This window comes from Evansella clarkii, from assembly GCF_002019695.1.
GTDB classification, from domain to species: domain Bacteria; phylum Bacillota; class Bacilli; order Bacillales; family Salisediminibacteriaceae; genus Evansella; species Evansella clarkii.
Genome location: NZ_KV917376.1, coordinates 1606507 through 1628948, shown reverse-complemented (window position 1 = coordinate 1628948; position 22442 = coordinate 1606507). Strand labels below are relative to the sequence as shown.

Annotated in this window: 20 protein-coding genes; 7 read left to right on the top strand and 13 right to left on the bottom strand. The window is 43.0% G+C overall.

What is annotated here, in order from left to right:
* Positions 1–132 precede the first annotated feature (132 nt).
* The 5 genes from BK582_RS07530 (at position 133) to BK582_RS07510 (ending at position 5204) form a co-directional block, all read left to right on the top strand.
* On the top strand, positions 133–324 hold the full coding sequence (locus BK582_RS07530; protein ID WP_078593909.1) for a hypothetical protein: 192 nt from the start codon (positions 133–135) through the stop codon (positions 322–324).
* A 280-nt stretch (positions 325–604) separates the two neighbouring features.
* Complete coding sequence (locus tag BK582_RS07525; RefSeq protein WP_078593907.1) at positions 605–1525, top strand: transporter substrate-binding domain-containing protein; 921 nt, start codon at positions 605–607, stop codon at positions 1523–1525.
* Positions 1526–1888: 363 nt separating this feature from the next.
* Entirely contained in the window at positions 1889–2590 is a 702-nt protein-coding gene (locus tag BK582_RS07520; protein ID WP_078593905.1) for an amino acid ABC transporter permease, read from the top strand.
* Positions 2591–2604: 14 nt separating this feature from the next.
* Positions 2605–3348 (top strand): amino acid ABC transporter ATP-binding protein, encoded by a 744-nt coding sequence (locus tag BK582_RS07515; protein WP_078593903.1) that lies wholly within the window; start codon positions 2605–2607, stop codon positions 3346–3348.
* 434 nt (positions 3349–3782) lie between these two features.
* The gene (locus tag BK582_RS07510; RefSeq protein WP_139368218.1) at positions 3783–5204 is read left to right on the top strand and encodes an alanine/glycine:cation symporter family protein; all 1422 of its coding nucleotides are present in this window, start codon (positions 3783–3785) and stop codon (positions 5202–5204) included.
* A gap of 104 nt (positions 5205–5308) precedes the next feature.
* Here the strand turns inward: BK582_RS07510 and ltrA are convergent, their stop codons facing one another.
* The 3 genes from ltrA to BK582_RS07495 all read right to left on the bottom strand — a co-directional run bounded on the left by ltrA (position 5309) and on the right by BK582_RS07495 (position 9408).
* Positions 5309–6547, bottom strand: coding sequence for a group II intron reverse transcriptase/maturase (ltrA, locus tag BK582_RS07505; RefSeq protein WP_078597867.1), 1239 nt, complete (start codon positions 6545–6547; stop codon positions 5309–5311).
* 756 nt (positions 6548–7303) lie between these two features.
* Entirely contained in the window at positions 7304–8248 is a 945-nt protein-coding gene (locus BK582_RS07500; RefSeq protein ID WP_244895359.1) for a D-2-hydroxyacid dehydrogenase, read from the bottom strand.
* Positions 8249–8427: 179 nt separating this feature from the next.
* Positions 8428–9408: a proline dehydrogenase family protein gene (locus BK582_RS07495; protein ID WP_078593899.1), complete on the bottom strand. Its 981-nt coding sequence runs from the start codon at positions 9406–9408 to the stop codon at positions 8428–8430.
* A gap of 84 nt (positions 9409–9492) precedes the next feature.
* Between BK582_RS07495 and BK582_RS28060 the strand changes: the two genes are divergently transcribed.
* A complete protein-coding gene (locus BK582_RS28060) occupies positions 9493–9615 on the top strand; it encodes a hypothetical protein (protein WP_269148946.1) in 123 nt (40 codons plus the stop codon).
* 280 nt (positions 9616–9895) lie between these two features.
* On the opposite strand, the gene BK582_RS07490 is transcribed toward BK582_RS28060, so the two are convergent.
* The 4 genes from BK582_RS07490 to BK582_RS07475 form a co-directional block, all read right to left on the bottom strand.
* Positions 9896–11329 carry a hypothetical protein gene (locus BK582_RS07490; RefSeq protein WP_078593897.1) on the bottom strand — a complete coding sequence of 478 codons (1434 nt, stop codon included), beginning with the start codon at positions 11327–11329 and terminating at the stop codon, positions 9896–9898.
* A gap of 100 nt (positions 11330–11429) precedes the next feature.
* Positions 11430–11969, bottom strand: coding sequence for a hypothetical protein (locus BK582_RS07485; RefSeq protein ID WP_078593895.1), 540 nt, complete (start codon positions 11967–11969; stop codon positions 11430–11432).
* A gap of 791 nt (positions 11970–12760) precedes the next feature.
* Complete coding sequence (locus BK582_RS07480; RefSeq protein ID WP_078593893.1) at positions 12761–13477, bottom strand: hypothetical protein; 717 nt, start codon at positions 13475–13477, stop codon at positions 12761–12763.
* Between the two features lie 238 nt (positions 13478–13715).
* On the bottom strand, positions 13716–14078 hold the full coding sequence (locus tag BK582_RS07475; protein WP_167553040.1) for a SpoIIAA family protein: 363 nt from the start codon (positions 14076–14078) through the stop codon (positions 13716–13718).
* Positions 14079–14231: 153 nt separating this feature from the next.
* On the opposite strand from BK582_RS07475, the gene BK582_RS07470 reads away from it, so the two are divergent.
* Positions 14232–14684: an NUDIX hydrolase gene (locus BK582_RS07470; RefSeq protein WP_078593888.1), complete on the top strand. Its 453-nt coding sequence runs from the start codon at positions 14232–14234 to the stop codon at positions 14682–14684.
* A gap of 71 nt (positions 14685–14755) precedes the next feature.
* Here BK582_RS07470 and sda read toward each other — a convergent pair whose 3' ends face one another.
* The 6 genes from sda to BK582_RS07440 form a co-directional block, all read right to left on the bottom strand.
* A complete protein-coding gene (gene sda / locus BK582_RS07465) occupies positions 14756–14914 on the bottom strand; it encodes a sporulation histidine kinase inhibitor Sda (protein ID WP_078593886.1) in 159 nt (52 codons plus the stop codon).
* A 192-nt stretch (positions 14915–15106) separates the two neighbouring features.
* Entirely contained in the window at positions 15107–15793 is a 687-nt protein-coding gene (locus tag BK582_RS07460; RefSeq protein WP_169910894.1) for a response regulator transcription factor, read from the bottom strand.
* A 942-nt stretch (positions 15794–16735) separates the two neighbouring features.
* On the bottom strand, positions 16736–18076 hold the full coding sequence (locus BK582_RS07455) for a purine-cytosine permease family protein (protein WP_078593881.1): 1341 nt from the start codon (positions 18074–18076) through the stop codon (positions 16736–16738).
* Positions 18077–18226: 150 nt separating this feature from the next.
* Positions 18227–18562, bottom strand: a complete 336-nt coding sequence (locus BK582_RS07450) for a cupin domain-containing protein (RefSeq protein WP_078593879.1) — start codon at positions 18560–18562, stop codon at positions 18227–18229.
* The gene (locus BK582_RS07445) at positions 18563–20320 is read right to left on the bottom strand and encodes a hydantoinase B/oxoprolinase family protein (RefSeq protein WP_078593876.1); all 1758 of its coding nucleotides are present in this window, start codon (positions 20318–20320) and stop codon (positions 18563–18565) included.
* 2 nt (positions 20321–20322) lie between these two features.
* Positions 20323–22365: a hydantoinase/oxoprolinase family protein gene (locus BK582_RS07440; protein ID WP_078593874.1), complete on the bottom strand. Its 2043-nt coding sequence runs from the start codon at positions 22363–22365 to the stop codon at positions 20323–20325.
* Positions 22366–22442: the final 77 nt, after the last annotated feature.

Genomic DNA, 22442 nt, shown 5'->3' with positions numbered 1-22442 from the left:
TGCTTATTCCAAAAATTTCTGTCACTTTTTTTACAAAACAAGACATTTTTTTGTGCAAACTATAACAATTTTTTTCGAAAAGGGGGTATACACTATACGTATGAAGAAAATCTTCGAGGTGAAGCATAAAAAATGAAACTGAAAATAAAAAGATTCGATGCTGGTACCGGTTTCGGGCGTGAAACTCCATTATCTGAACAGGTAAGAGCCTGGCTCAACTCCCGTCCGGACATTACAGTAAAAGAAATTAAAATGGATGAAAGAGAAGCACTGCTTTTATACGAGCATAGTGAGCCTGCAGCTGAAAGACCGCTGGAAGCATAATTAATGAGCCTGCTCTCTTGAGGATATAACTGAGAAAACAAAATACCAGGGAAACAACAAAACACATATTTTTCACCAGACGAGAAGCATAATCCAGCTTCTCGTTTTTTATTATTATAGCTGGGCCGTTCTCGATAGCTGTTAATCGTGGGTTTTTATAAAACATTCTCCTTGCATATACTAATAGCATTGACAAAACAAGGCTGATAATGGTAATTTTATTCTGATATTATTCCGATTAGTTAACTAAGAATTAATTTCAATAAGGAGGAAAATAAAAATGAAGAAGGCTTTATCATTATTAATTGTTCCTGCAGCCCTGACTGTTCTTGCTGCCTGCGGAGGCGCAAACGACAACAATGAAGAGCAGCCTGGTAACACGAATGCCGGCAATGAAGCAAACGAGGAAGCCCCAGTCAACAATAACGACGGTACTGCCGGGGGCGAAGATTCCGCATGGGCGGAAATTGAAGAAGAAGGAACTCTGATCGTAGGTACTTCAGGAACATATGCCCCTGTTACCTTCCATAATGAAGACAATGAACTAACTGGTTTTGACGTAGAGCTTGCACGTGCAATTGCAGAATATCATGGGCTGGAAGTGCAGTTTGAAACAATGGAGTTTGACGGTATTTTACCAGCATTGCGTAACGGCCAGATACACATGGCAGTCAATGACTTTGCTGTAACAGAAGAACGGCTTGAAACATTTGATTTCACTGACCCATACAAATTCTCTTATGGTTCAGTTATTGTCCGTACAGAAGACGCAGAACAGTACCAGTCTGCTGAAGACCTGGAAGGCGCAGACGCAGCACTTGGATCGTTAACAAGTAACTACGCGCGATTCGCTGAATATATCAGAGCAAACAGCACAGCTTATGATGGAGGAGTTGAACCAATTCTCCGTGATATCCTGGGCGGCAACCAGGACGCTTATTTAAACGACCGCCTTGTGCTCGCGCGTACACTGGAAGAATTCGGTGACGAAAACCTCACTGTTGCCGAGGACGTTAAGTATCATTCAACAGAGAGTGCCATCCCAGTCCTAAAAGGAAACGGGGAACTGGTGGAACGTCTTAACGAAGCGATCGAATCGCTGAGAGAAGACGGCACTATTGCAGAGCTCTCCGAAGAGTTTTACGGCGAAGACGCATCTGAACCAGTAGATTCATCGGAAGTATATGAGTTTGATTTTTAAAAATTGAGCGAGAGTGACGCGGCGGCATGGCGTCGGCGGTTGTATATGGAGTTTGTCCTATACGGTGAGGTTTCGTTTGCAGAAGATAGGGAGTTATTCTCGCAGGTAAGGTTGCTCATTTTGCAAGTTGGAATGCTGTTTTCGCAGGTTGACCCGCTATATTCGCAGGTTAAAACTCTATTTCGCGAATTGATACGTCGATTTCGAGAATAAGCACCTCGATAATGCCCGCCGCTTCCTCAATTTCACAACAAAAATAAAATTTAAAATTCGAACGGGTGCCTCAAAAGAATCAGCAGCATTCTTTTGGGTCACCCATTTCTTTTATTCGAGCTGCTTATCCCTGTAAAGGAGGTAAAACTAATGATTGAATGGTTCAGCAATATTCAGTGGGAACATTTATATAACCCCCAGCTGGCGTGGGACTCCCTCCCGTTCTTATTAGAGGGACTTAGAATTACGATGATCATCTCCCTCTTCAGTATGTTCTTCGCACTCATTTTAGGTATTTTCATCGGTATTGCCCGAATGTCAAAATTCTGGTTTTTACGAATACCAGCAAGAATTTATATTTCCTTCATGCGCGGTACACCACTTCTTGTTTTTATATTTATTCTTTATTACGGCCTTCCTGTAATAGGTGTCCAGTTTAACAGTGCTGTAGTAGCTGGAATTGTAGGGATCAGCCTGAATTTCGCCGCCTACAACGCGGAAGTTGTCCGTTCCGCAATCATGTCGGTGCCCCGGGGCCAGTGGGAGGCAGCCTCCTCCCTTCAAATGGGGTATGTTCAGACAATGCAGCGCATCATCATTCCTCAGGCTACACGGATCGCCCTGCCGCCTACCTTCAATATTTTTATGGATGTAGTAAAAGGGACGTCCCTCGCATCTGTTATTACAGTGCAGGAACTGCTGTACTCGTCCCGTGTTGTTGCCGGGAGAACGTATGACAGTATGACAATGTACATTACCGCCGCTCTCATTTACTGGGTAGTTTGTATTGTTATCGGCCATTTTCAGGAGCGTCTGGAAAAAAGATATAACCGCTACTTAAGCCGGCGATGAACGGAGTGAAAAACATGATTGAAGTAAAAAATTTAAAGAAGCAGTTTGATGAAGTTACTGTTCTTGAGTCTATCGATTTCACCGTAGAAAAAGGAGATGTTGTCTGTCTGATCGGCCCTTCCGGTTCGGGAAAAACAACGCTTCTACGCTGCTTAAATCTGCTGGAAACACCGAACGCAGGATCTATCACAATCAGTGACAAAACGGTTTCCTTTGATAACAGAAAAGGATTATCAAAAAAAGAAGTGAAAGAGCTTCGAAGTTTTTCCGGTATGGTTTTTCAGGGTTTCCATCTTTTTCCCCATAAAACTGTAATGGAAAACATTATTGAAGCACCTTTAATTGTGAAAAAACAGGACAAGAAGAAGTTAACTGCTGAAGGAGAAAGGCTCCTTACGAAGGTTGGAATGCTGGAACACCGGGATAAATACCCCGACTCCCTTTCAGGGGGCCAGCAGCAAAGAGCTGCAATCGCCCGTGCTCTAATGATGAACCCGGAAGTGATGCTGTTTGATGAACCAACTTCTGCACTCGATCCCCAGCTTGTAGGTGAGGTTCTGCGGGTAATTGAAGAACTGGCAAAGGAAGGCCAGACGATGGTCATTGTAACACACGAAATGAACTTCGCCCGTCGTATCGCAGACAAAATATTGTTTATGGATGGCGGCTACATTTTAGAGTCCGGTCCCCCAGCCGAAGTTCTTGAAAATCCAAAAGAAGCACGCACAAGAGAATTCCTGCAGCTTCTTGATGAATAATAAAATAGGAAGCGCCTGGTGACCCGTAGAGTCTCCTGGCGCTTTTTCACTTCTTCTGTGATTAAATGATCCCTTCCCCAACTGAAAATCCTTCTAAATATTTATTAATTAACCCGCATATTAATTCCCATCCCGAGAATCACCTCCATCAAAATGATATTTTAATATAATTATTCGTGTAAAGTAACCAGACAATAAAAGACTATTTTCTGTTAAAAACAGTGAGTTATGAGCCATATGAACTACCTAAATTCTCATTTTAAGATATATAGTAACCCGAAATAAACTGTTGCATTAGGGTTTATTGTCGATTACTGCTTGTGGTAATTATTTTCTAAAAATTTAAAAAAGTTGTTGCGCTTTACTAAAAAAGATTTATACTAAAACTATTCTATTAAATCTTCATAAAAATGACACAAAAGGAGAGCAGGGACATGTTTATCGTAGACTTTTTGAACAACTTTCTTTGGACTTATGTAGTTATCATTGGGTTACTTGGTTTAGGTCTTTATTTCACTGTCAGGACAGGCTTTATCCAATTTAGGTATCTGAAGGAAATGGTACGAGTAGTTTTTGAAAAAACACCATCACCTAATCCAGGGGAAAAACCGATCTCTGCTTTTAAGTCATTTTGTATCGGATCAGCGACACGTATCGGAACAGGAAACCTTGCCGGGGTTGCAGTAGCGGTAACTCTCGGAGGACCTGGGGCAGTATTCTGGATGTGGGTTGTCGCGTTAGTAGGGGGAGCAACAAGCTTCATCGAGAGTACACTTGCCCAGGTATACAAAATCAGAGACAAAGAAAAGCCGGGAACGTACCGCGGCGGACCGGCCTATTATATTACAAAAGGGCTGAATAAGAGATGGCTCGGAATTATTTTTGCAGTATTAATCGCTGTAACCTTTGGACTTATTTTTAACTCTGTACAAAGCAACACGATCGCTTCAGCATTTGAAAGTGCGTTCGGCCTTAACACATATATGGCAGGAGCGTTCATGGTTGTGTTAACAGGAGCGATTATCTTTGGCGGGGTACACAGGATAGCAAACTTCTCAGCAGTTGTCGTACCGATTATGGCAGTGCTTTATATCGCGGTGGCATTATTCGTATTCTTTACTAACTTAAACATGGTTCCTGCAGTTCTTTCCTTAATCGTAAGCAGTGCGTTCGGACTGGAGCAGGCACTCGGAGGCGGTATTGGAGCAGCGATCATGTATGGTGTAAGACGGGGACTTTTCTCGAACGAAGCTGGTATGGGTAGTGCGCCAAACGCGGCAGCAACGTCGCACATCTCCCATCCTGCAAAACAAGGTTTCATACAGACTCTTGGTGTATACCTCGATACATTAGTTGTCTGTACAGCAACTGCGTTCCTTATTCTCGTATCAACGGATGTATACAACTCCGGACAGTACGAAGGAATCAACCTTCTCCAGGCTTCGCTTAGCTCGCAGGTTGGAGAATGGGCAAGCATCTTCGTAGCAGTAGCGATCTTCCTGTTCGCTTTCAGTTCCATCATCGGAAGCTACTACTATGGCGAAACAAACCTGCAGTTTATTAAAAATGATAAGGTTATGCTGAATGTTTACCGTGTAGCAACGATGAGCTTTGTAATGCTTGGAGCAGTTGCCGGACTAGGATTCGTATGGGAGCTTGCCGACCTGTTCATGGCATTAATGACAGTGATTAACCTTGTCGGAATTATGTTACTCGGCGGAGTTGCCTTTAAAGTGCTGAAAGACTATGAAGCACAAAGGAAACAAGGCCTGGACCCTACATTTGATCCTGAAAAATTAGGAATTAAAAATACAGAAAGCTGGGATCAGGAAATTAACAAGAAGGTTGCAAACTGAATTTAATTCAATGGAAAATCGAGTAGGAGGGGGTGACTAACCCCCGACCTCTCACACCACCGTACGTACGGATCCGTATACGGCGGTTTCATGAAAATCAAACGTTATATCAACGACTTCAAACCCATCCTGCGCCAATAGGCGTCATTAAGCGTATGGTGGAGAATTGGGCTACAGGCGACTCGCCAGTAGCCTTTTCTTGTGTTTCCCCATTCATAAGCCTTCTGCTTCGATACTCCCAAGGCGATTAGGTTTCTGACTTTTGTTTTCGGTTTCTTCCATTCTTTCCATCGTACCATTCGAAGTCTTCTTCTTATCCACTTCATTAATTCCTTTAATACCGAGGGTGTTTCCGCCAGTCGGAAATAATTTCTCCAGCCGACGATAAACCGGTTCAGCTTGCCAATTCTGTATTCCATAGGAATACTTTTCTTTCGGGAAGTAATCTCACGGATTCGACCTTTTGCCCGTTGGATTGATTCCCTGTGTATTCTTATTTTCGCTTTTCCTTTAGAAGAAGCTGTGAAACTGAAACCCAGGAACTTTCGTTTCCACGGACGGTCTACCGCGCTCTTTTCCCGATTTACCTTTAGCTTCAGTTTATCTTCAATGAAGGTGATCATGTTCTTTCGGATACGCTCTGCGGCTTTCTTTGACCCCGTGTAAATCTGGCAGTCGTCCGCATAGCGGACAAAGCGAATACTCCGTTTCTCCAGTTCTTTGTCCAATTCATCCAGGACAATATTTGAGAGAAGCGGGCTTAATGGACTCCCTTGGGGAGTCCCCATGTCGTTTTGCCTAACTAATCCGTTTTCCATGATTCCTGCCTGAAGGTATTTCCGGATGATGCTCAACACCCTTCTGTCGCTAATACGGTAACTTAACGTTCGCATCAACCGGTCGTGGTTCACTTTGTCGAAGAATTTCTCCAGATCAATATCGACCACCCATGTGTACCCTTCGTTGATATACTGTTTTGCTTTCAACACGGCATCATGGGCTCGTCGTTTCGGGCGGAAACCGTAACTGTTCTTAGAAAATGTCGGATCATAGATTCGTTGAAGGTAGAGATTAATGGATTGCTGGATCAGACGGTCCATGACAGTCGGGATCCCTAACTTCCGTTTACCCCCGTCCGGTTTCGGGATTTCGACTCGGCGGATCGGTGACGGTTGGTAGGTTCTCGACAAGAGCCCCTGGCGGATGGCAGACCATTCTTCGGAGATCTGGGATTTCAGTTCCGCAGTGGTAATGCCGTCAACGCCCTGGCTCCCTTTATTTTGGACTACCTTGAGATATGCTTTATTCAAATTGTCTCGGTGTAATATCTCTTCCAACATCACATTAACCTCCACGTGGCTCTTCCTTTCCATTGTGTGGTATCATTCTCCACGCTTCCTAAGCCCTGGAGGGATTCACCTCTGCTTCCTAGGCAAGCTGGTATATTCTGTGTCATCGAATGATACGTACGCAGGTGGATGAGCACTCTTTTCATGATTCAGCCCTTCCCACAAAATCTAGAAATCTGTGGTACTATGGCTTCGGCTGACTTCTGACAGTTCAGTGATTCCTCCTGGAATCAGTTACCGCATTTGTACGGCGTTCCTGTCAGACCTCCCCGGGTAAGTGCATAAACTTCCTCTCCATATACCCGCCTCATTTACTGCCGGATCCTTCGGTCGTTAGGACTTTGACTTGTTTTGCAGCCTCATCCAGACCAGACAGCCTTGTATGAGATTCGTGTTCCTCGGGTCGGAGATTTGCCTCCGGCTTCCTTCAGATTCCGAGTCGCCCCGGACACCCTTGCCTTTAGCTAGCAGTTACAACGACCTTCACTGTTCGGGACTTGAACCCTAAAGCGTATGCACATGCCGGGCACACAAAGGAAGGTACAGCCGGCTGGCTGTACCTTTTTTGCAGGAGTTGTATGAGGTTCGCGTGATTTATGAGTTTCGCGCGATGACACCTCAGTTCGGCGCGATTTCCCCTTAGTTCCGCGCGATAACCTTCGAGTTCCGCGTGATTCCACCCTTGTTCCGTGCGATAATCTTGTGTGGTCGTTGTCATGACTCAGCTGGGATTGAGCTTCCACCTGATTTTTAATACCCTCTCTTAACATCCACTATATTGGTAAGGTCTCTGCCTTCGTCAATATTTATTAATGTGCCGAGGAAACATTTAGTTCCTTCTTCCGGAGTGGTTACCGCGGAAATATGTGGAGTTATGTTTACTTTCGGATGACTCCATAATGGGTCTGTTTCCGGGAGGGGTTCCGTTTCAAATACATCGAGAACCGCGAACTTCAACTGCCCCTTGTCCAGAGCATCCAGTAATGCCTGGGAGTCAACAGAAGCTCCCCGGCCAACATTAATAAAACCAGTGTCCGAGAGCTTTTCAAAAAAACTGTTATCAAACATCTTCCTCGTTTTTTCAGTCAGAGGCATGGTGCTGATGATATAATCAGCCTTCTGCAAAACTTCCGTATTATCATCTTCAGTAGAATAAACCTTCTCGAAGTACTCCTTCTGTTTTCCGCTCAGAGAAACACCGTATACCTTTATTCCGAAAAAAGACAGTATTTTTGCCGTCTCCTGGCCGATATTTCCTGTCCCGTAAATGACCGCCGTTTTTTCTGCAAGCGGCACCGGAACGTCTTCCCGCCAAGCCTTATCGCTCTGATGCTCCCTGAAAGTATCATGGTACTGGCAGTCCTTTAGAATATAGCTAAGACTATACTCCCCGATCCGCTGGCCGAAAGAACAAATCGTTTTTGTTAACAGCACATCGTCTTTCCAGTCCAGCCTGTCTAAAAACTTGTCCACACCTGCGCCGGTAGAATGCACCCATTTAATATTCCCAAAGGTGAAATTATTTGTGGGAGCAAAAGCTGCATATGTATCCGCCCAGTAAAAATCTTCTTCTTTAACATCTTCCTCGGACTTAAAACGCCACTGTTTTTTTCCAAAAATAGCAGTATCCTTTATAATTTTTTCCATTTCTTTCACACTGCCGCCGGTAACCAAAATATTGCTTATATCCACCATAATCACTCCTGAAATTTGCTTTGTATCTTAATTATCACATACCTGCTTTTCTTTTTAAATTGAAGAAATCTACCCGCACGAAAAAGAGCCCCAGCATGCTGGGGCTCTCTGAAAGTTAATAAGTAAAGCAATTAGAAATGGGAGGCCGAGGATACATCCCCAGCCTCCCAGAATCATTTTTATCTGCGTCGCCTCTTCAGTAACTGGCGCAGAACGAGAGCTCCGCCGATTGCTCCTAGTGTCATTTTTACCTTTTTGCTGCTGGCTGCTTCTTTAACTACGAGGTTGATATTTTGCGGCCTCTCAGCAAGCCTTCTCATAAAGTAGCCATACCAGTCATTCCCAAACGGCACATAAACACATACATTTCGGCCGTCCTTCACGAGCTGGTCCTGGTAGTCTTTTCTGAACCCGTAAAGCATCTGGATTTCATATTTTTCTTTCGGTATATTATTTTCTTCAGCAAATCTTAGTGCCGCCTCAATAATATTATGATCATGGGTTGCGATCGAGGTGAACTCTCCGTGCATTAAATGAAGCTTAATCAGATGAAGAAAGTTCTCGTCGATTTCTTTTTTATCCTGTAATGCCACATCTTCAGGCTCTTTATAAGCGCCTTTAACGATTCGCATTCTGGTATTCTTGTACTGCATTACATCTTCCTCGGCACGGTATAAATATGCCTGGATTACAGTTCCAATATTATTATGGTCTTTCTTTAATTCATCCAGGATATCATATGTGGCTTGTATATTCGGATAATCTTCCATATCCATGTTTATAAAAATATTATATTTTTCAGCAGCCTTCACAATTTCTCTCACATTATCCCGGCAGAAATCTTTATCGATCCCAAGCCCAAGCTGTGTAGGCTTCAGGGAGATATGGGCATCCAGCTCATGGGTGTGAATAGCATCGATTACTTCAAGTATTTCAGTTTTGAAATTCAGGGCTACTTCCTTTTCTGTAACAAACTCGCCGAGCCTGTCGATCGTAGCGGAAATTCCCGCTGCGTTCAGCTCTTTTACATGGCTAACCATTTCTTCAACACTAGTACCGCCAACCACATTGTTTGCACCTAAAGAGAGGCCGTAATTGCCGGCCAGCTTATTCAGCATCTTGTTCTGTGATAAATGCAAAATAGTATTTTTGATAAGCATTTTGTCCACCTCGCAGCTTCCTCTGTTATTCTATCTAATGCTCAAACAAAAACAATTACCCGCGAGCACCAGGAGCATCAGCCCATGTCTGCTAATGATGTAACCGTTCTCAGTACTATTATACTAAATTTTTCGGCGAATTATATAAGGAAATTCCCGTCACATTTAATAGATAAACTGAAATGGGGAGAAGATTTTGGAGATTAATAGGCAGTGACGGCGAAATTACCTGTGAGAAATTAAATTTTGTGAAAAAAACAGGTTTAGCTATCCTTTCAAAAAAGGTATAAAAAGAAGAAGAAAGCTGATGGGTTAGCCGTCACATCATGGAAAGTCTTCTGGCCCATCGCTTTCTTTTTTCTCTGTTCTTACAGAAAAAGCTTTTAAACATTTCTACCCCAAAAAGAGCCAGGATCCCCCCTCCTGGCTCTTTCTCATCGTCACATACTTTCACACAAAATCGTGCGGGGTCTGGCCCCTGAACTTTTTAACCTTCTTCCCCTGGAACTAGTTTGAAGCTGTGGAGCATCTCCTCGATAATTTCTTCGTTTGCCTGATAGAATACTGGTGAAAGACGTCCCTTTAGATGGTATTCAATTCCGTCTTCGATTACTGCCAGATCGAAAGTTACATAATCCGCCGTTGCCTCCTTCATTATGTAGGCATGCAGTCCACTGTTTAATTCAATTTCCGTGTAGTTCGAAAGTTCCGGCCCGAATTCCGGCATATAATGTGAGGCGTAGGCCAGAATCTCATTGCCCCCATTTTGATAAAGAGGCATTCCATCTCCGTTTCCAGCAGGAGAACCTGCCGGCCAGGACACTGGATAATTCACTTCAAAACCAAAACGGCCGTTCGTATAAGCAGTCCAGTTCACTTCCCCGTTTCCATTTTCAAGCCCTTCCACAATAGTGAAGCTTTTCGCTATAGTATGAAGAACCTCTTTATATCTTTCATAAAAATTTCCCGTTACATTGGCCCTCAGATTATACTGGACGTCATCTTTAATCAGAACCAGCTCGAACTGAACCTTTGAATCGTTCTGCCAGACTTCTCTTATAAAAGCCTGTTCACCGCTCTCCGTTGTGAAGTCCTTGAAGTTATCAAGATCCGGTGAATACTCCTGGTTAAAAAATGAAGCATAAACAATTACCTCATTTTCACCCTCGGAATACAACTGAAGCCCATCTCCATTTTCAGGTTCCTCGCCAGCCTTCCAATAATCCGGGTAGGACAGCTCATAACCAAATCTTGTATTTCTGTATAAATCCCATTCCAGCTGCTCCACGGAAACCGGCTGTATACCTTCTGTATCCGCCACCTGGAAACTCCTTGCCATTTCCTCAAGTACTTGTTCGTGTTTGTCAAAGAACTCTTCAGATACTTCTGCATTGAGACGGTACTCCTTATCCTCCGTAAACATAACCATCGAGTAAAAAACCATTCCGGTGTCTGTTAACTGAGTGTGCAGAAAAGCTTCCTGCCCGCTGTCAGTCTCTAATTCTTCAAATAAGCCAAGGTCAGACGGATATTCCCCATCGAAATGCCTTGCAAATACATAAATTTGATCTGCGCCGACATAGTACAACTCTACACCGTCCCCATTGGCTGGTTCCTGCCCAATGTGCCATTCAGATGGATAATTAACCTGAAAACCAAACCGTTCGTTTTCATAAGCAGACCACTCTGTTACAAGATCTTCAACATCAGGCTCCTCGTTATTGTCTCCAGCATTTTCCTGATTTTCCGGCGGCTCATCATTCAGTTCTTCATTTTGATCCGAGTCGCCATCTGCTTCAGCTTCCGTATTTTCAGCCTTTACCTCTTCCTTATTTTTTACCGTGTCTGTCTTTTGGGAGCAGGCGATCAGAGATAAGCATATAATTATAAAAATTCCAGCAGGATACAGCTTGCTTTTCATAAAGCATCCGCCCTTTATAAAAATGATTTAATTATATTCTACATGAAAGTAACCAATATTTAACTGGTTATTTCTAATATGTCTCTATGAAACTATTTCCCTAAATTAAAGCATCTCCCTGTACAGGCTGCCGCCCATCCTCACAGCATCTTCTCAGCTTTCCAAGAGCCCGTCTCCGCCAGTCCTTTACAGTATTCACGTTAACTCCGTATATTTCAGCAATATCCTTCGGCATATTTCCATTCAGGACAGCCTCTCTCACCCATAACTTCTCTTTGCCGGACAGCCCCGACCGCTCCAGCCAGTCTTCAACAATAAGTCTTTCCTCCTCCTTCATCCCTGCTCCTGCCAGTTCTGCCAGAACAACAGGTTCTGTCACCGCATACCTTGAACCCCAGCGGTCCTGTTCGTAAATTGCCTGCTTCATCCGCCCGCTCACATAGCTTTTTGCAAAAGGCGCAAACTCTCCCTTCTTCTCATCGTATTTCTGCCATGCTTCATATAAAGCGATACGTCCGATCTGCTCGTAGTTATCCCTGTCGTTAAAAAGCTTCCACTTGTTAATCAGCGAATGAACGATGACCATATACTGACTGCAGCACTCCTCAAACAACTCACCACATTGAACTATTTTTTCCACAGGATTTCTCCTAATGGAAGCGCGCTTCCGCTTATTCCGCGGTAACCTCAGTGTAAGCGCGTAAGTCTTTCAGGACGAATGACGATAATCACGTTTTCTTACAGTGAAAGGTGCGTATTCTCATGTTACAAAATTACGTTTTCTTTAACAGATAACGTGATTCTCTGTAAATTTTTTTATCAGGAAAAAATAGCTATAACCTCTGTGCCTGAGTATTCTTTTTTTATGGGCAGCAAAACATGATATGATATTAACCCATTTTCTATGAATGGTATTTTGGAGACGGAGCTAGCGTGGAAGAACTGTTGAGGAGGAAAAACAAAAAGGGTCTAAATCCTATTGATTTAAACCCTTCATTTTAGGTTTTTTCCTAATTTTATTTCTCTTGCTGCGAAACATGCGATTCTTGTTGTGATATCGGCAACTCTTGTTGTGGAACGTAATCATTGTTGCGATTTCAGCAACTCTTGTTGCGAAAACAGCGGGCTTTGTTGCGATTTCGGCAACCCTTGTTGCGAAACGTAATCCTTGTTGCGATTTCCACCTGTCTTGTTGCGAAAATAGCGGGCCTTCTTGCGATTTCAGCGACTCTTGTTGCGAAACGCAATCCTTGTTGCGATTTCCACCTGTCTTCTTGCGATTTCAGCGACTCTTGTTGCGAAACGTAATCCTTGTTGCGATTTCCACCTGTCTTGTTGCGAAAACAGCGGGCTTTGTTGCGATTTCGGCAACTCTTGTTGCGAAACGTAATCCTTGTTGCGATTTCCACCTGTCTTGTTGCGATATAAAACTTATTTTTTAAAAATGGAAAAGATTTTGCTCAAGCCGCCTTCTCGTTTTTGAAGAGCTGCTTCTAATCGCTTATTAAAATCATTTTGAGAGCGCCATTCTTTTTCCTGCTCTTCCCGAAGTGACTGCAGTTCAAATTCCAGCCGTTCACTTTTCTCTTTTTCCTGCTCCAGGAGTGTTTCGTAATTAGATTTCTGCTGTTCTGTTAATTTCTCGATTTTTGCATGTGTTTTCTGAGCCGAGTTTCCTATAGCGGAACTTATCACGTGATGATCCTGCTGAAGCCGTGAGACCGTTGTTTTTAACTGGGTCATCCCTTCTGCCAGCTGCACATTCATTTCTCTGGCAGCTGCTACCTCCTTGGCAAGAAACAATAGCGTCTCTTTTAACTGTTCAGGGTTATCTGGCAAAGCATCATATGTATCGGCAAGCGCTATATCGGTTATATCGGTTGGACTTGTGCCGGCCAGTCTCTCTTTCTGTTCAGCTACAAGCTCTTTTGCCGTATCGTCCAGAGGCTTGTCCGTATCGCGTACCGCTATAAGCGCATCAATATCAGACTGGACAAAAATACGCCGGTCTCTGTCTTTTAAAAATTCATACCCGTTCCGCTCCAGGATCTGTCCGTACTTCCTCACAGTTGGTGTGGCAATCCCCACTTTTTCCGCCACTTCCTTTGTTGTAAAAGAGCGCTCATTAGGTTGTATATCGCTTCTCATATCGTCAACCTCCCTTACTATAAATATGAAGGTTCACAGCCAATTTTGCAAGCCTGTATCGCCTGGCGATACGGAAATATTTTCAGCAATACAAGATAACGTCACCCTGTTCCTTACATAAACGAAACGGTAAATATCGCACTAAATCGCATAGCGATATAGCGATATAGCTTACTCACCTCTTCTGTTCAGTGCCAGGAACCACCCAGGCTCCTGGCACTGTTACATATATTTCCTTCTATTGCTGCAGCCACTCCAGTGCTTCTTCTCTTTGGCCAAGTTCAAATTCCTTCGTTTCAAGACCAGGCACAAGAGAGTCGATTTTATTGCTGAATTCAACCCACTTACTGTCCGTGTTTGAGAACAACGCGATTTTTTCCACGTCCTTCGAATGCTTACTGAAGGCTTTCATGTCCTGAAGCATCCCTTTTACTGTATAGCCTTCAGCATCAGCAAATTGTACAAGGAAGTTCACTTTATCAGTATTTTTCTTCAGCTTCTCCATCTTCATTTCCAATGCTTCCACATCATCTTTAGATATTTCATCATCAATCACAATCTCCAGCACATTATCAACATTTGGTGTTTCTTTAATGAGCATGGACATGCCCTCCTTTTAAAATAAGGTCTGGTACACCTTTACCCGATGTTCGGGAGGACAACACGTAACAGCAGATTCTTCCCTGCTTAAATCCCCTCTTCTTGACATTGCCTTCCCATTATAGTTTATTTATTTAAAAAACAGGAGGCCCATATGGATTACATTAATAAGCTGCGGGAAAAAGTCGGAACGATGCCTGTAATATTAACCTCTGCCGGAGTTATCGTCCTTAGAGATAAAGACCACGTATTGCTCGGTTACAGGGCCGATACAAAGGATTGGGGACTGCCTGGGGGATATATGGAACCGGGAGAAACACTTGAAGAAACAGCGATTCGTGAACTAAAGGAAGAAATCGATATAAAAGCCGGAAGCCTGGAGATTTTTAAAGTTTTCTCAGGAACTGAATTTTATCACGAGTACCCAAACGGTGATAAAGTTTACAGCGTCATGGCGGTGTTCCTCTATTCAGATGTGGAACAATCAATTAACGTGGACAATACAGAACTTCTGAAAGTAAAATATTTCAATTTACATAGCCTGCCTGAAAGGTTGACGAAAACAACGAGGCTGATTTTGGAGGCATACAGAAGGACAGGGGTATGAAATAATAAAATACGTCCAAATTACAGATGGAGCATTAAAAAACAAAAAGAACTGGATGAGTCCGGTTCTTTTTAAATTCGCCTTTTTCTTTTTTTCTCCTCCAGAACCTCGCTAATAATCTGTCTTCTTTCCATTTCTTCCCGAAGCTGCATGATAAATAACGGATCAAGGTTTTGCTTACATGCTTTGATATATGCATCTTTTAACTCTTTGTCTCCTAAAGTTCTCATAAATTAGGCCTCCATCGTTACTATTAAGTAAATTTACAAAAGAGGTTCTTTATATACTTTGCTTTTACGTAAACAGGTCAGTTAGTATTAATGCCCTCCGAGAATCATTTCTTTCATTGTATATTTTTGTAAAGGGAAATTTCAGGGAAAAGGGGTTTCCTGATAATAGTACAGGGGGAGACGGCTATCCTGTCATTTTTTTGCTACTACCAAACCATTTTCAATAGCCTTTCTGACGGCAGTCGTTCTGTCATTTGCGTTGAGCTTTTTCATAATTGCGCCTACATGCGTGGCGATGGTGGAATTTGCAAAATACAATTTTCTTGCGATTTCATTCATGCTGTATCCATCTAATATTAACTGGAGGACATCCATTTCCTTTTCTGAAAAAATACAGTGTGATTCCTCTATTAACTGCAGACGGTTTATTTGCCTTTTCTTATCCCTCTTTTTCTGAATTTCATTAATTAACTCCAGATGTAATGATGGCTCCAAAAAGATTTCATGAAGGAGTAGTGATTTCAGAACTATATCCATGTATCTTTCCAGAAACGAAAGAGATACAATTCCCCCGACTGAATATTCCAAAAATGGCAGGAGTTCAAAGGATGGTGTATCTTTGCTGATTAATACATAACTTGCCTTTTTATCGTTTTGCATATCTTCGGTTAAGAGATGCCTGAGCTTCTTTTCGCTAAAGCCATCGGCAGTAACGAAGAATAGTCGATTTTTCTTAATTGTCGCTAGCAGATTATCATTTTCAGTTAACAGCAATGACAATCTCTTATTAATTCTCTCTTTAACAGCTATCGATATTTGCTCTGTTGGATCCATAAATAAAACGTCATTTTCCAGCTGATTTACCCTGTTATTCCCCATACTCAAATTAACCATTCCTTACTTACATAACTGATTATTTTTCTAATTTCCCCCGTTAATCAATAGCTGTTTTTTCAGTAGAATCAGTGGCTGAAAACTATTTTGTGGTATGTCATCAGACAGATTGCTAATTAGTGCAAAAACAAGGATGCCCCTTGCCCGTATTTCGGTTGATAATACGAAATACAGAAATATAGCTTACATAAAGATAGCATATTTAAATTATTTCCGTCATTATGGATTTTCTTAATTTTAATATTAACACAAATATTACCAAAAACATTAAATAGTCAAATAAATAAATCATGACTTTCATATCGTAGTTTTGTCGAATTCGCAGTCCTTTTTACCTATATGATCTTGTGTTTATAATTGTAAATGAAGGCTGAGACTTACTCACATTTCGAAGGTTAGATTAGTCGCCATACCAAGTACTGTATTATCGGTGAGAATCCTGTCCTGAGTTTTGGGTTGTGTGCTTACTACCTCGACTTATGCACCTTTAGAGCCGCACTATCATCGGCCAACCAATACAATCGACCACATTAGCAAAGAAAGAATGGAAAACATGGCAAAAGTCGTTAGTGCCGCAGTTTATCAATTAGCAAGAAAAGAGACATCTGCTCAAGACCGGGAAAAAGTAAGGCCGCAGCCAGGAAACCCTGACTTTGAAAACCGGCCATTATAAAAATCATTCCGCGTTCCTCTATGGAGGGACGTGGTTTTTTAGATTTGTTGAAGGGAGTTTAATAGTACCTGTGCGATTGTACACGTTAGTTGTGCTATCGTCCTTTCCAGTTGTGCGAACGAATTGGAAAGTCGTGCGATTCACCCCTGAACTTGTACAATTCACCTTCTAACTTGCGTAATCCCTCCTCTATAAACTAATCCACATAAAAACACCTGGCCCCCTTCCTTGGGCACCAGGCATTAAATACCACACTAAGCTACATTATTTTTCCCGTTACCCGCCTTCCACTCATCTGGTGTAAACTGGTCAGGTGCTGAACTTGCTTTTATTTTCATAGCAGCATAGTAAACGACCACTGCTGCGAGTAAGGACTGTACTGCCGGCAGACCGAACGGCTGTACATACTGAGTATAATATCCCACTCCTGTTGCGACTATTATTGCTATAGTAGCCATCCAGTTCCAGCCCTGGTTATCTACCCATTGTTTATTTCTGACTAAGAAGAAGTCAGCCATCATAACACCTGCAATAGCCGGATAGATTAACGCAGTCATATACAGGAAGTCCATAAAGTAATCCAAAACACCAGCGAGGGCAACAATGATTGCTACAATTGTCCCTGCAAAGGTTAATAAAGCTCTTCCTCGGCCAGAGTTTACATTCATAACATTTGAAAGTGCAAGCCCCATACTGTAGTTATTTACAAGCTGGCTTGTCCAGGTAGCGAACCAAAGGATAAGAAAGCCCCATACAGGAAAGCCAAGATTAAGCATTACTTCTACAATGTCAGCGGAGCCGACACCGACAGACATTATTGCACCTACATAAAATAAAGGAAATCCGACAGCGATAATGCCAAGAGGAATTAAAATATTATCTTTTGCTCTGGGCTTAGCATACCGGGTATAGTCTGACGCGATTACCCATTGGGAAACGTTGACACCAATTACTAAACTGACAGCCATCAGGAAAGTCATCGTTGGTTCCGGCGACCATGCGGAAATTGTTTCCCAGCCTGTATTATTTAATGCATAAAATATACCAGCTCCAATTAACAGTAGCCCTGCCGGAACCGCTATATAATCGGTCCATTTCATAGATGCATAGCCAATAATCGAAGGAACAGCAAACAATAAACCTGCGATTACAGTTATTACAGCCCAGGCAAACCACTGAGTTGTGTAATCGATTCCTAACATAGCTGAGATTGCATTCCCTGCTACCGCTGTCTGTAATGCCCACCATCCTGTAGACACAACAAAAATTGTAAGGCCTACAATCATTCTAGCCTGTAATGCACCAAAGCTTGTCCTGGCAATTACTGATGAGGAACGTCCTGTTTTTGCACCAATATACCCTTGAAGTGCGTTACCTATCCATTGGAAAACGAACAATGAAACTGCAAGAATCCAGAAAATTGAGGACATCCCAAAGCTTACTGCCAGTGTCGCCCCCACCATTAAAACAGGAATTGTAAACTCCAGTCCCCCGAAGATTACTGCCGGTGTTAACCAGTGCTGCCGTTCAGATTTTGGTATTGCAGACAGTGCTTCATCCCTCACCATTGTTTTACCCACTGCTTTTTCCTCCATAATAAACCCCTTCCTTAAGATAGACGGAATATTCTGTAAATATTTGGCATACTGTCTTTAATTTTATATGCAGCCAAACCTCCTGGTGGAGATTTGGCTGTTAAACATAAGTAAGTGTTCGAATAACATAGATGAGGATCCAAATGTGTTTTACCGTTTTACGAGCGTCCAGATAATCTCACAGTCGGTTGTTCCTTTATTATATGCCCAATGCTCTTCTCCTTTAGGAATGAAGGTCGCCTGTCCCGAAGTAATTTCGTATTCTTTTCCCCCGCTCATCGTAACTATTGAACCTTTTGTTACTACCGCATACTCATCTTCCTCGTGGGATCCAGTTCCGTGAAGCGGGATCCTTGCACCAGGTGGTATAGACACAACCCCTAGGACGGCTTTCGCTCCTTCCGTAACGGTTTCGTTAAAGAGAGTTTTCATTACAATTTCTGGACGATCGTCCGGAGCTACCTCTTTGATAGTTACTACCTCCACTTATACCCGCTCCTTTTCTTCCCGTTCTGCGGTTATCCCTTGAACTTCCAGGGTTACTGGATCAATAACCACGCCATAGTCGGCCTTTGCCTGCTCAACGGTGATATATTCATTTTTCACATCTAAAACGACTTTCTCCACAGGACGGTCCAGAGGGTTTCCATACCCGCCGCCTGTTGCAGTAATGAGGCGCACAACTTCATTCTTCATTAAAGGATACTGATTATATTTTCCGAATGGCCCGTCGACAGAACCGTCCGATTTAACAATTTCAAACTTGTTATTAGATCCTTCTTTTCCTCCTTCTGCCCCCCATACATTAAACTTATGACGGCCGAATGAGGCAGTAACAAACTGGTTATCTGTCATAGCCCGGTATGAACGGATAACACCCTGTCCGCCGCGGAATTCTCCGGCACCGGCTCCGTCTGTATTTAAGCTGTATTCATCTACTAAAACACCGTTCCTAGTCTCACAGACCTCCACTGGGATGTTAAACGTTTCTCCGTCTAATATACAAAATTGTGCTGGGTCTCCGTCACGGTCAACTGCTGCTCCCCATCCACCTACAGATGGCTCGACGATCAGGAATGGTTCGTCCGTATCCTGATGCTTACCGCCAACAATAGCTACACAGACAGATAACAAATGTCCGGCAGTGAGGCGGTCAGGAATAACCGGAGCCAGTGCTTTCCAGACGAGGTCACAGCCAAACAGCATGGACTCCCAGTACATAGACACTGGGGCAGGCCTAACGGCGTTAAAAACAGAGCCTTCATCTGTTAAAATTTTCAGCGGACGGAAAGCGCCATCATTAACGTCCTGCGAAGGATTGGTTATCGCAAGGAAAATCGTACGGACGGATGAAATCATTCCCGTTAATGTTGAGTTGATAGACCCCGTTACCTGCGGATGGCTTCCCCGGAAGTCACAAATAAAAGCGTCATCTCTGATTTCAAGTTTCAGCTGAACTTTAAACGGACCTTCTTCAATTCCGTCGTCATCGATATAATCCACAGCCTCGAAGGTTCCTTTCGGAAGTTCCTTCAGTGCTTTAAGAGAAAGCTGTTCACCATGATCCAGCAAATGGTCAATGGAGTTTTTCACTATATCTTTTCCGTACTTGTCACACAACTCACGGAAACGCCGATCACCCGTTTTTAAAGCTGCCACCTGTGCCCACATATCCCCAAGAGACAAATCAGGGAAGCGGACATTCGCTGCGATAATGTCTACGACAGCCTGGTTAAGCTTTCCTTCATCATATAATTTCACACATGGGAACTGCAGGCCTTCCTGATAAATTTCCGTAGAGTTAGTAGACATGGAGCCTGCATCTTTACCCCCGACCTCTGTCCAGTGGGCTTTATTCGCCGAAAATGCCACAAGCTCTCCTTTGTAGAAAATCGGCATAACGAGACCTACGTCACATAGATGAGAACCACCACCTCCGTAAGGGTCATTAATCAGGATGATATCTCCCGGCTTTAAATCACCGCTTTTGTTATATCTTTCAACCGTTTCTTTAACCATGAAAGACAGCATACCAATGAATCCGGTAACCCCATTTCCCTGAGTGAGCAGCTGGCCCTTTGAATCCGTAAGCCCGCTGGCATAGTCAAGAACCTCATAAATAATCGGGCTCATGGAAGTACGCGCTAACGCGTAAAACATTTCTTCCCCAATGGCAACAAGGGAATCTTTCACAATATCAAGCGTAAAAGGATCGACTTTCGGCGCGATAATCTGGTTAGACATGTTTACACCCCCACCTCAATGATTAAGTTTCCATAACTATCGACTGTCAGCTGCTGGCCCGGATAAAGCACAGTAGAATTCGACTGTTCCTCCACAATCGCAGGACCTTCAATTGTCACCTCAGCACCGAGCTTTGTTCTGTCATAAACTTTCGTATCTACCCACCCGTCCTCTTCATAGAGAACAGATCTCACTTCTTTAAGAGCATCTTCAGCAGTACCCTCAGTTGCAGGTAGTTTTGCTAATTCCGGCTTCTGTACTGTACCGAAGGCCGTCAGATGCAAATTAACAATTTCTGTCGGAGCTCCTTTGAGTTTGAACGTATATAGCTGCTCGTGTGTTTCATGGAACTTCTCAATAACCTGTTTCATACTTTCTTCTGTTATTTCTCCTGCAGGTACTGGAACTTTTACAGTATGCTCCTGTCCCAGGTAGCGCAGATCGGCGAATCGTGTCAAAATTACGTCTTCTTCCTCCACACCCTCATCTTTATACTGAGCAACCGCCTGTGTTTCCTGAACTTCAAGCTGCATATTCAGTTCAGAAAAATCGATTCCTTCCACCCTGCGGATGTATGTCTGAATATAATCATGCCTTAGATCCGTCATCAGCATTCCCCATGCGGAGAAAACGGAAGCACCGACTGGCACAATAACTTTGTTTACTCCTAATTCTTTTGCCAGTGCCGGCGCGTGCATAGAACCGCCGCCACCAAAAGCGACTAATGTAAATTCCCTCGGATCATAGCCTTTTCTTACTGAAATTAGCTTTAACGCATTAAGCATATTGGAATTGGCAATTCTGATAATCCCTAATGCTGCTTCCTCTACTGTAGTGCTGAATGGCTTGGCTATTTTCTCTGTAATTGCCTGCTTTACTTTTTCCATATCCACGTCATTATCAAAGTTTGCTGGTGATAATCGCCCAACAACTAAATTAGCATCTGTAGTTGTCGGCTCTTCCCCACCTCTTCCGTATGCTACAGGACCAGGAAGTGCACCAGCAGATTTAGGACCTACCCGTAAAGAACCTCCATCATCTATCCAGGCGATGGATCCCCCGCCGTTTCCAATTTCCACTATGTCAACAACAGGAACCTTTACTGGGTAGCCCGCTGTACGGTCTGTTCTTTCAATGCTGTAGTCTGTGGAAACTTTTACTTCCCCTTTATCAATGAGGGAACATTTTGCTGTAGTACCACCAATATCAAATGCAATGATATTATCCTCACCGAGCATTTTGCCAAGAATTGCAGATCCGTAAATTCCAGCCACTGGTCCTGATTCCAGCATATTTATTGGAGTCTGTTTAGACTGGTCAAAGGTAGTCGTTCCCCCGTTTGACTGCATAATGTACTTGTTTGACTCTGTTCCAGCTTCTTTTAGTTCATTCTCCAGCCGGTCTACATAAGAAGAAGCAATCGGTTTAACATAAGAATTTAATACTGTAGTACTTGTCCTTTCATATTCCCGCCACTCTTTCGTTACTTCATGGGAAGCAGTAACGGCAACCTCTGGCCAAAGCTCCTTAACAAGCTCTACTGTTTCTTTTTCATGTGTATCATTGCTGTAGGAATGAAGAAAGGAAACAGCGACAGCCTGTACATTTTCCTTTTTAAAGTAATCTACTATTTCTTTTACTCGTTCTTTATTAAGCGGCTCAATAACTTCACCTTTATATGTAAGCCTCTCCTCAACTTCCTGTCGCAGGTGCCGCGGCACAAATGGGGTCGGCTTTTCATAGCGTACATTGAATAAATCAGGACGGTTTCCTCGTGCAATCTCAAGTACATCTCTGAACCCTTTTGTTGTGATCAGCCCTGTTTTTACCCCTTTACGCTCCGTTAATGCGTTGATGATTACAGTAGTTCCATGAATAAATGTGTTTAACTGGTCCAGGTTAATTTCACTTTCATCTAATACATTCATTACACCTCGTTCAAAATTCGGAGGTGTGGTATGGCTCTTGGCAATACCCATTTTCCCACCGTCATCCACATAAACTAAATCAGTAAACGTACCTCCAATATCTGTAGCAACTCTCATGAAAATACCACCTTTCCTTCTCTACTTATTCTTTATCCTAGCTTACAAAACAATTTTGTTTCCGGTCTGAATGGAAC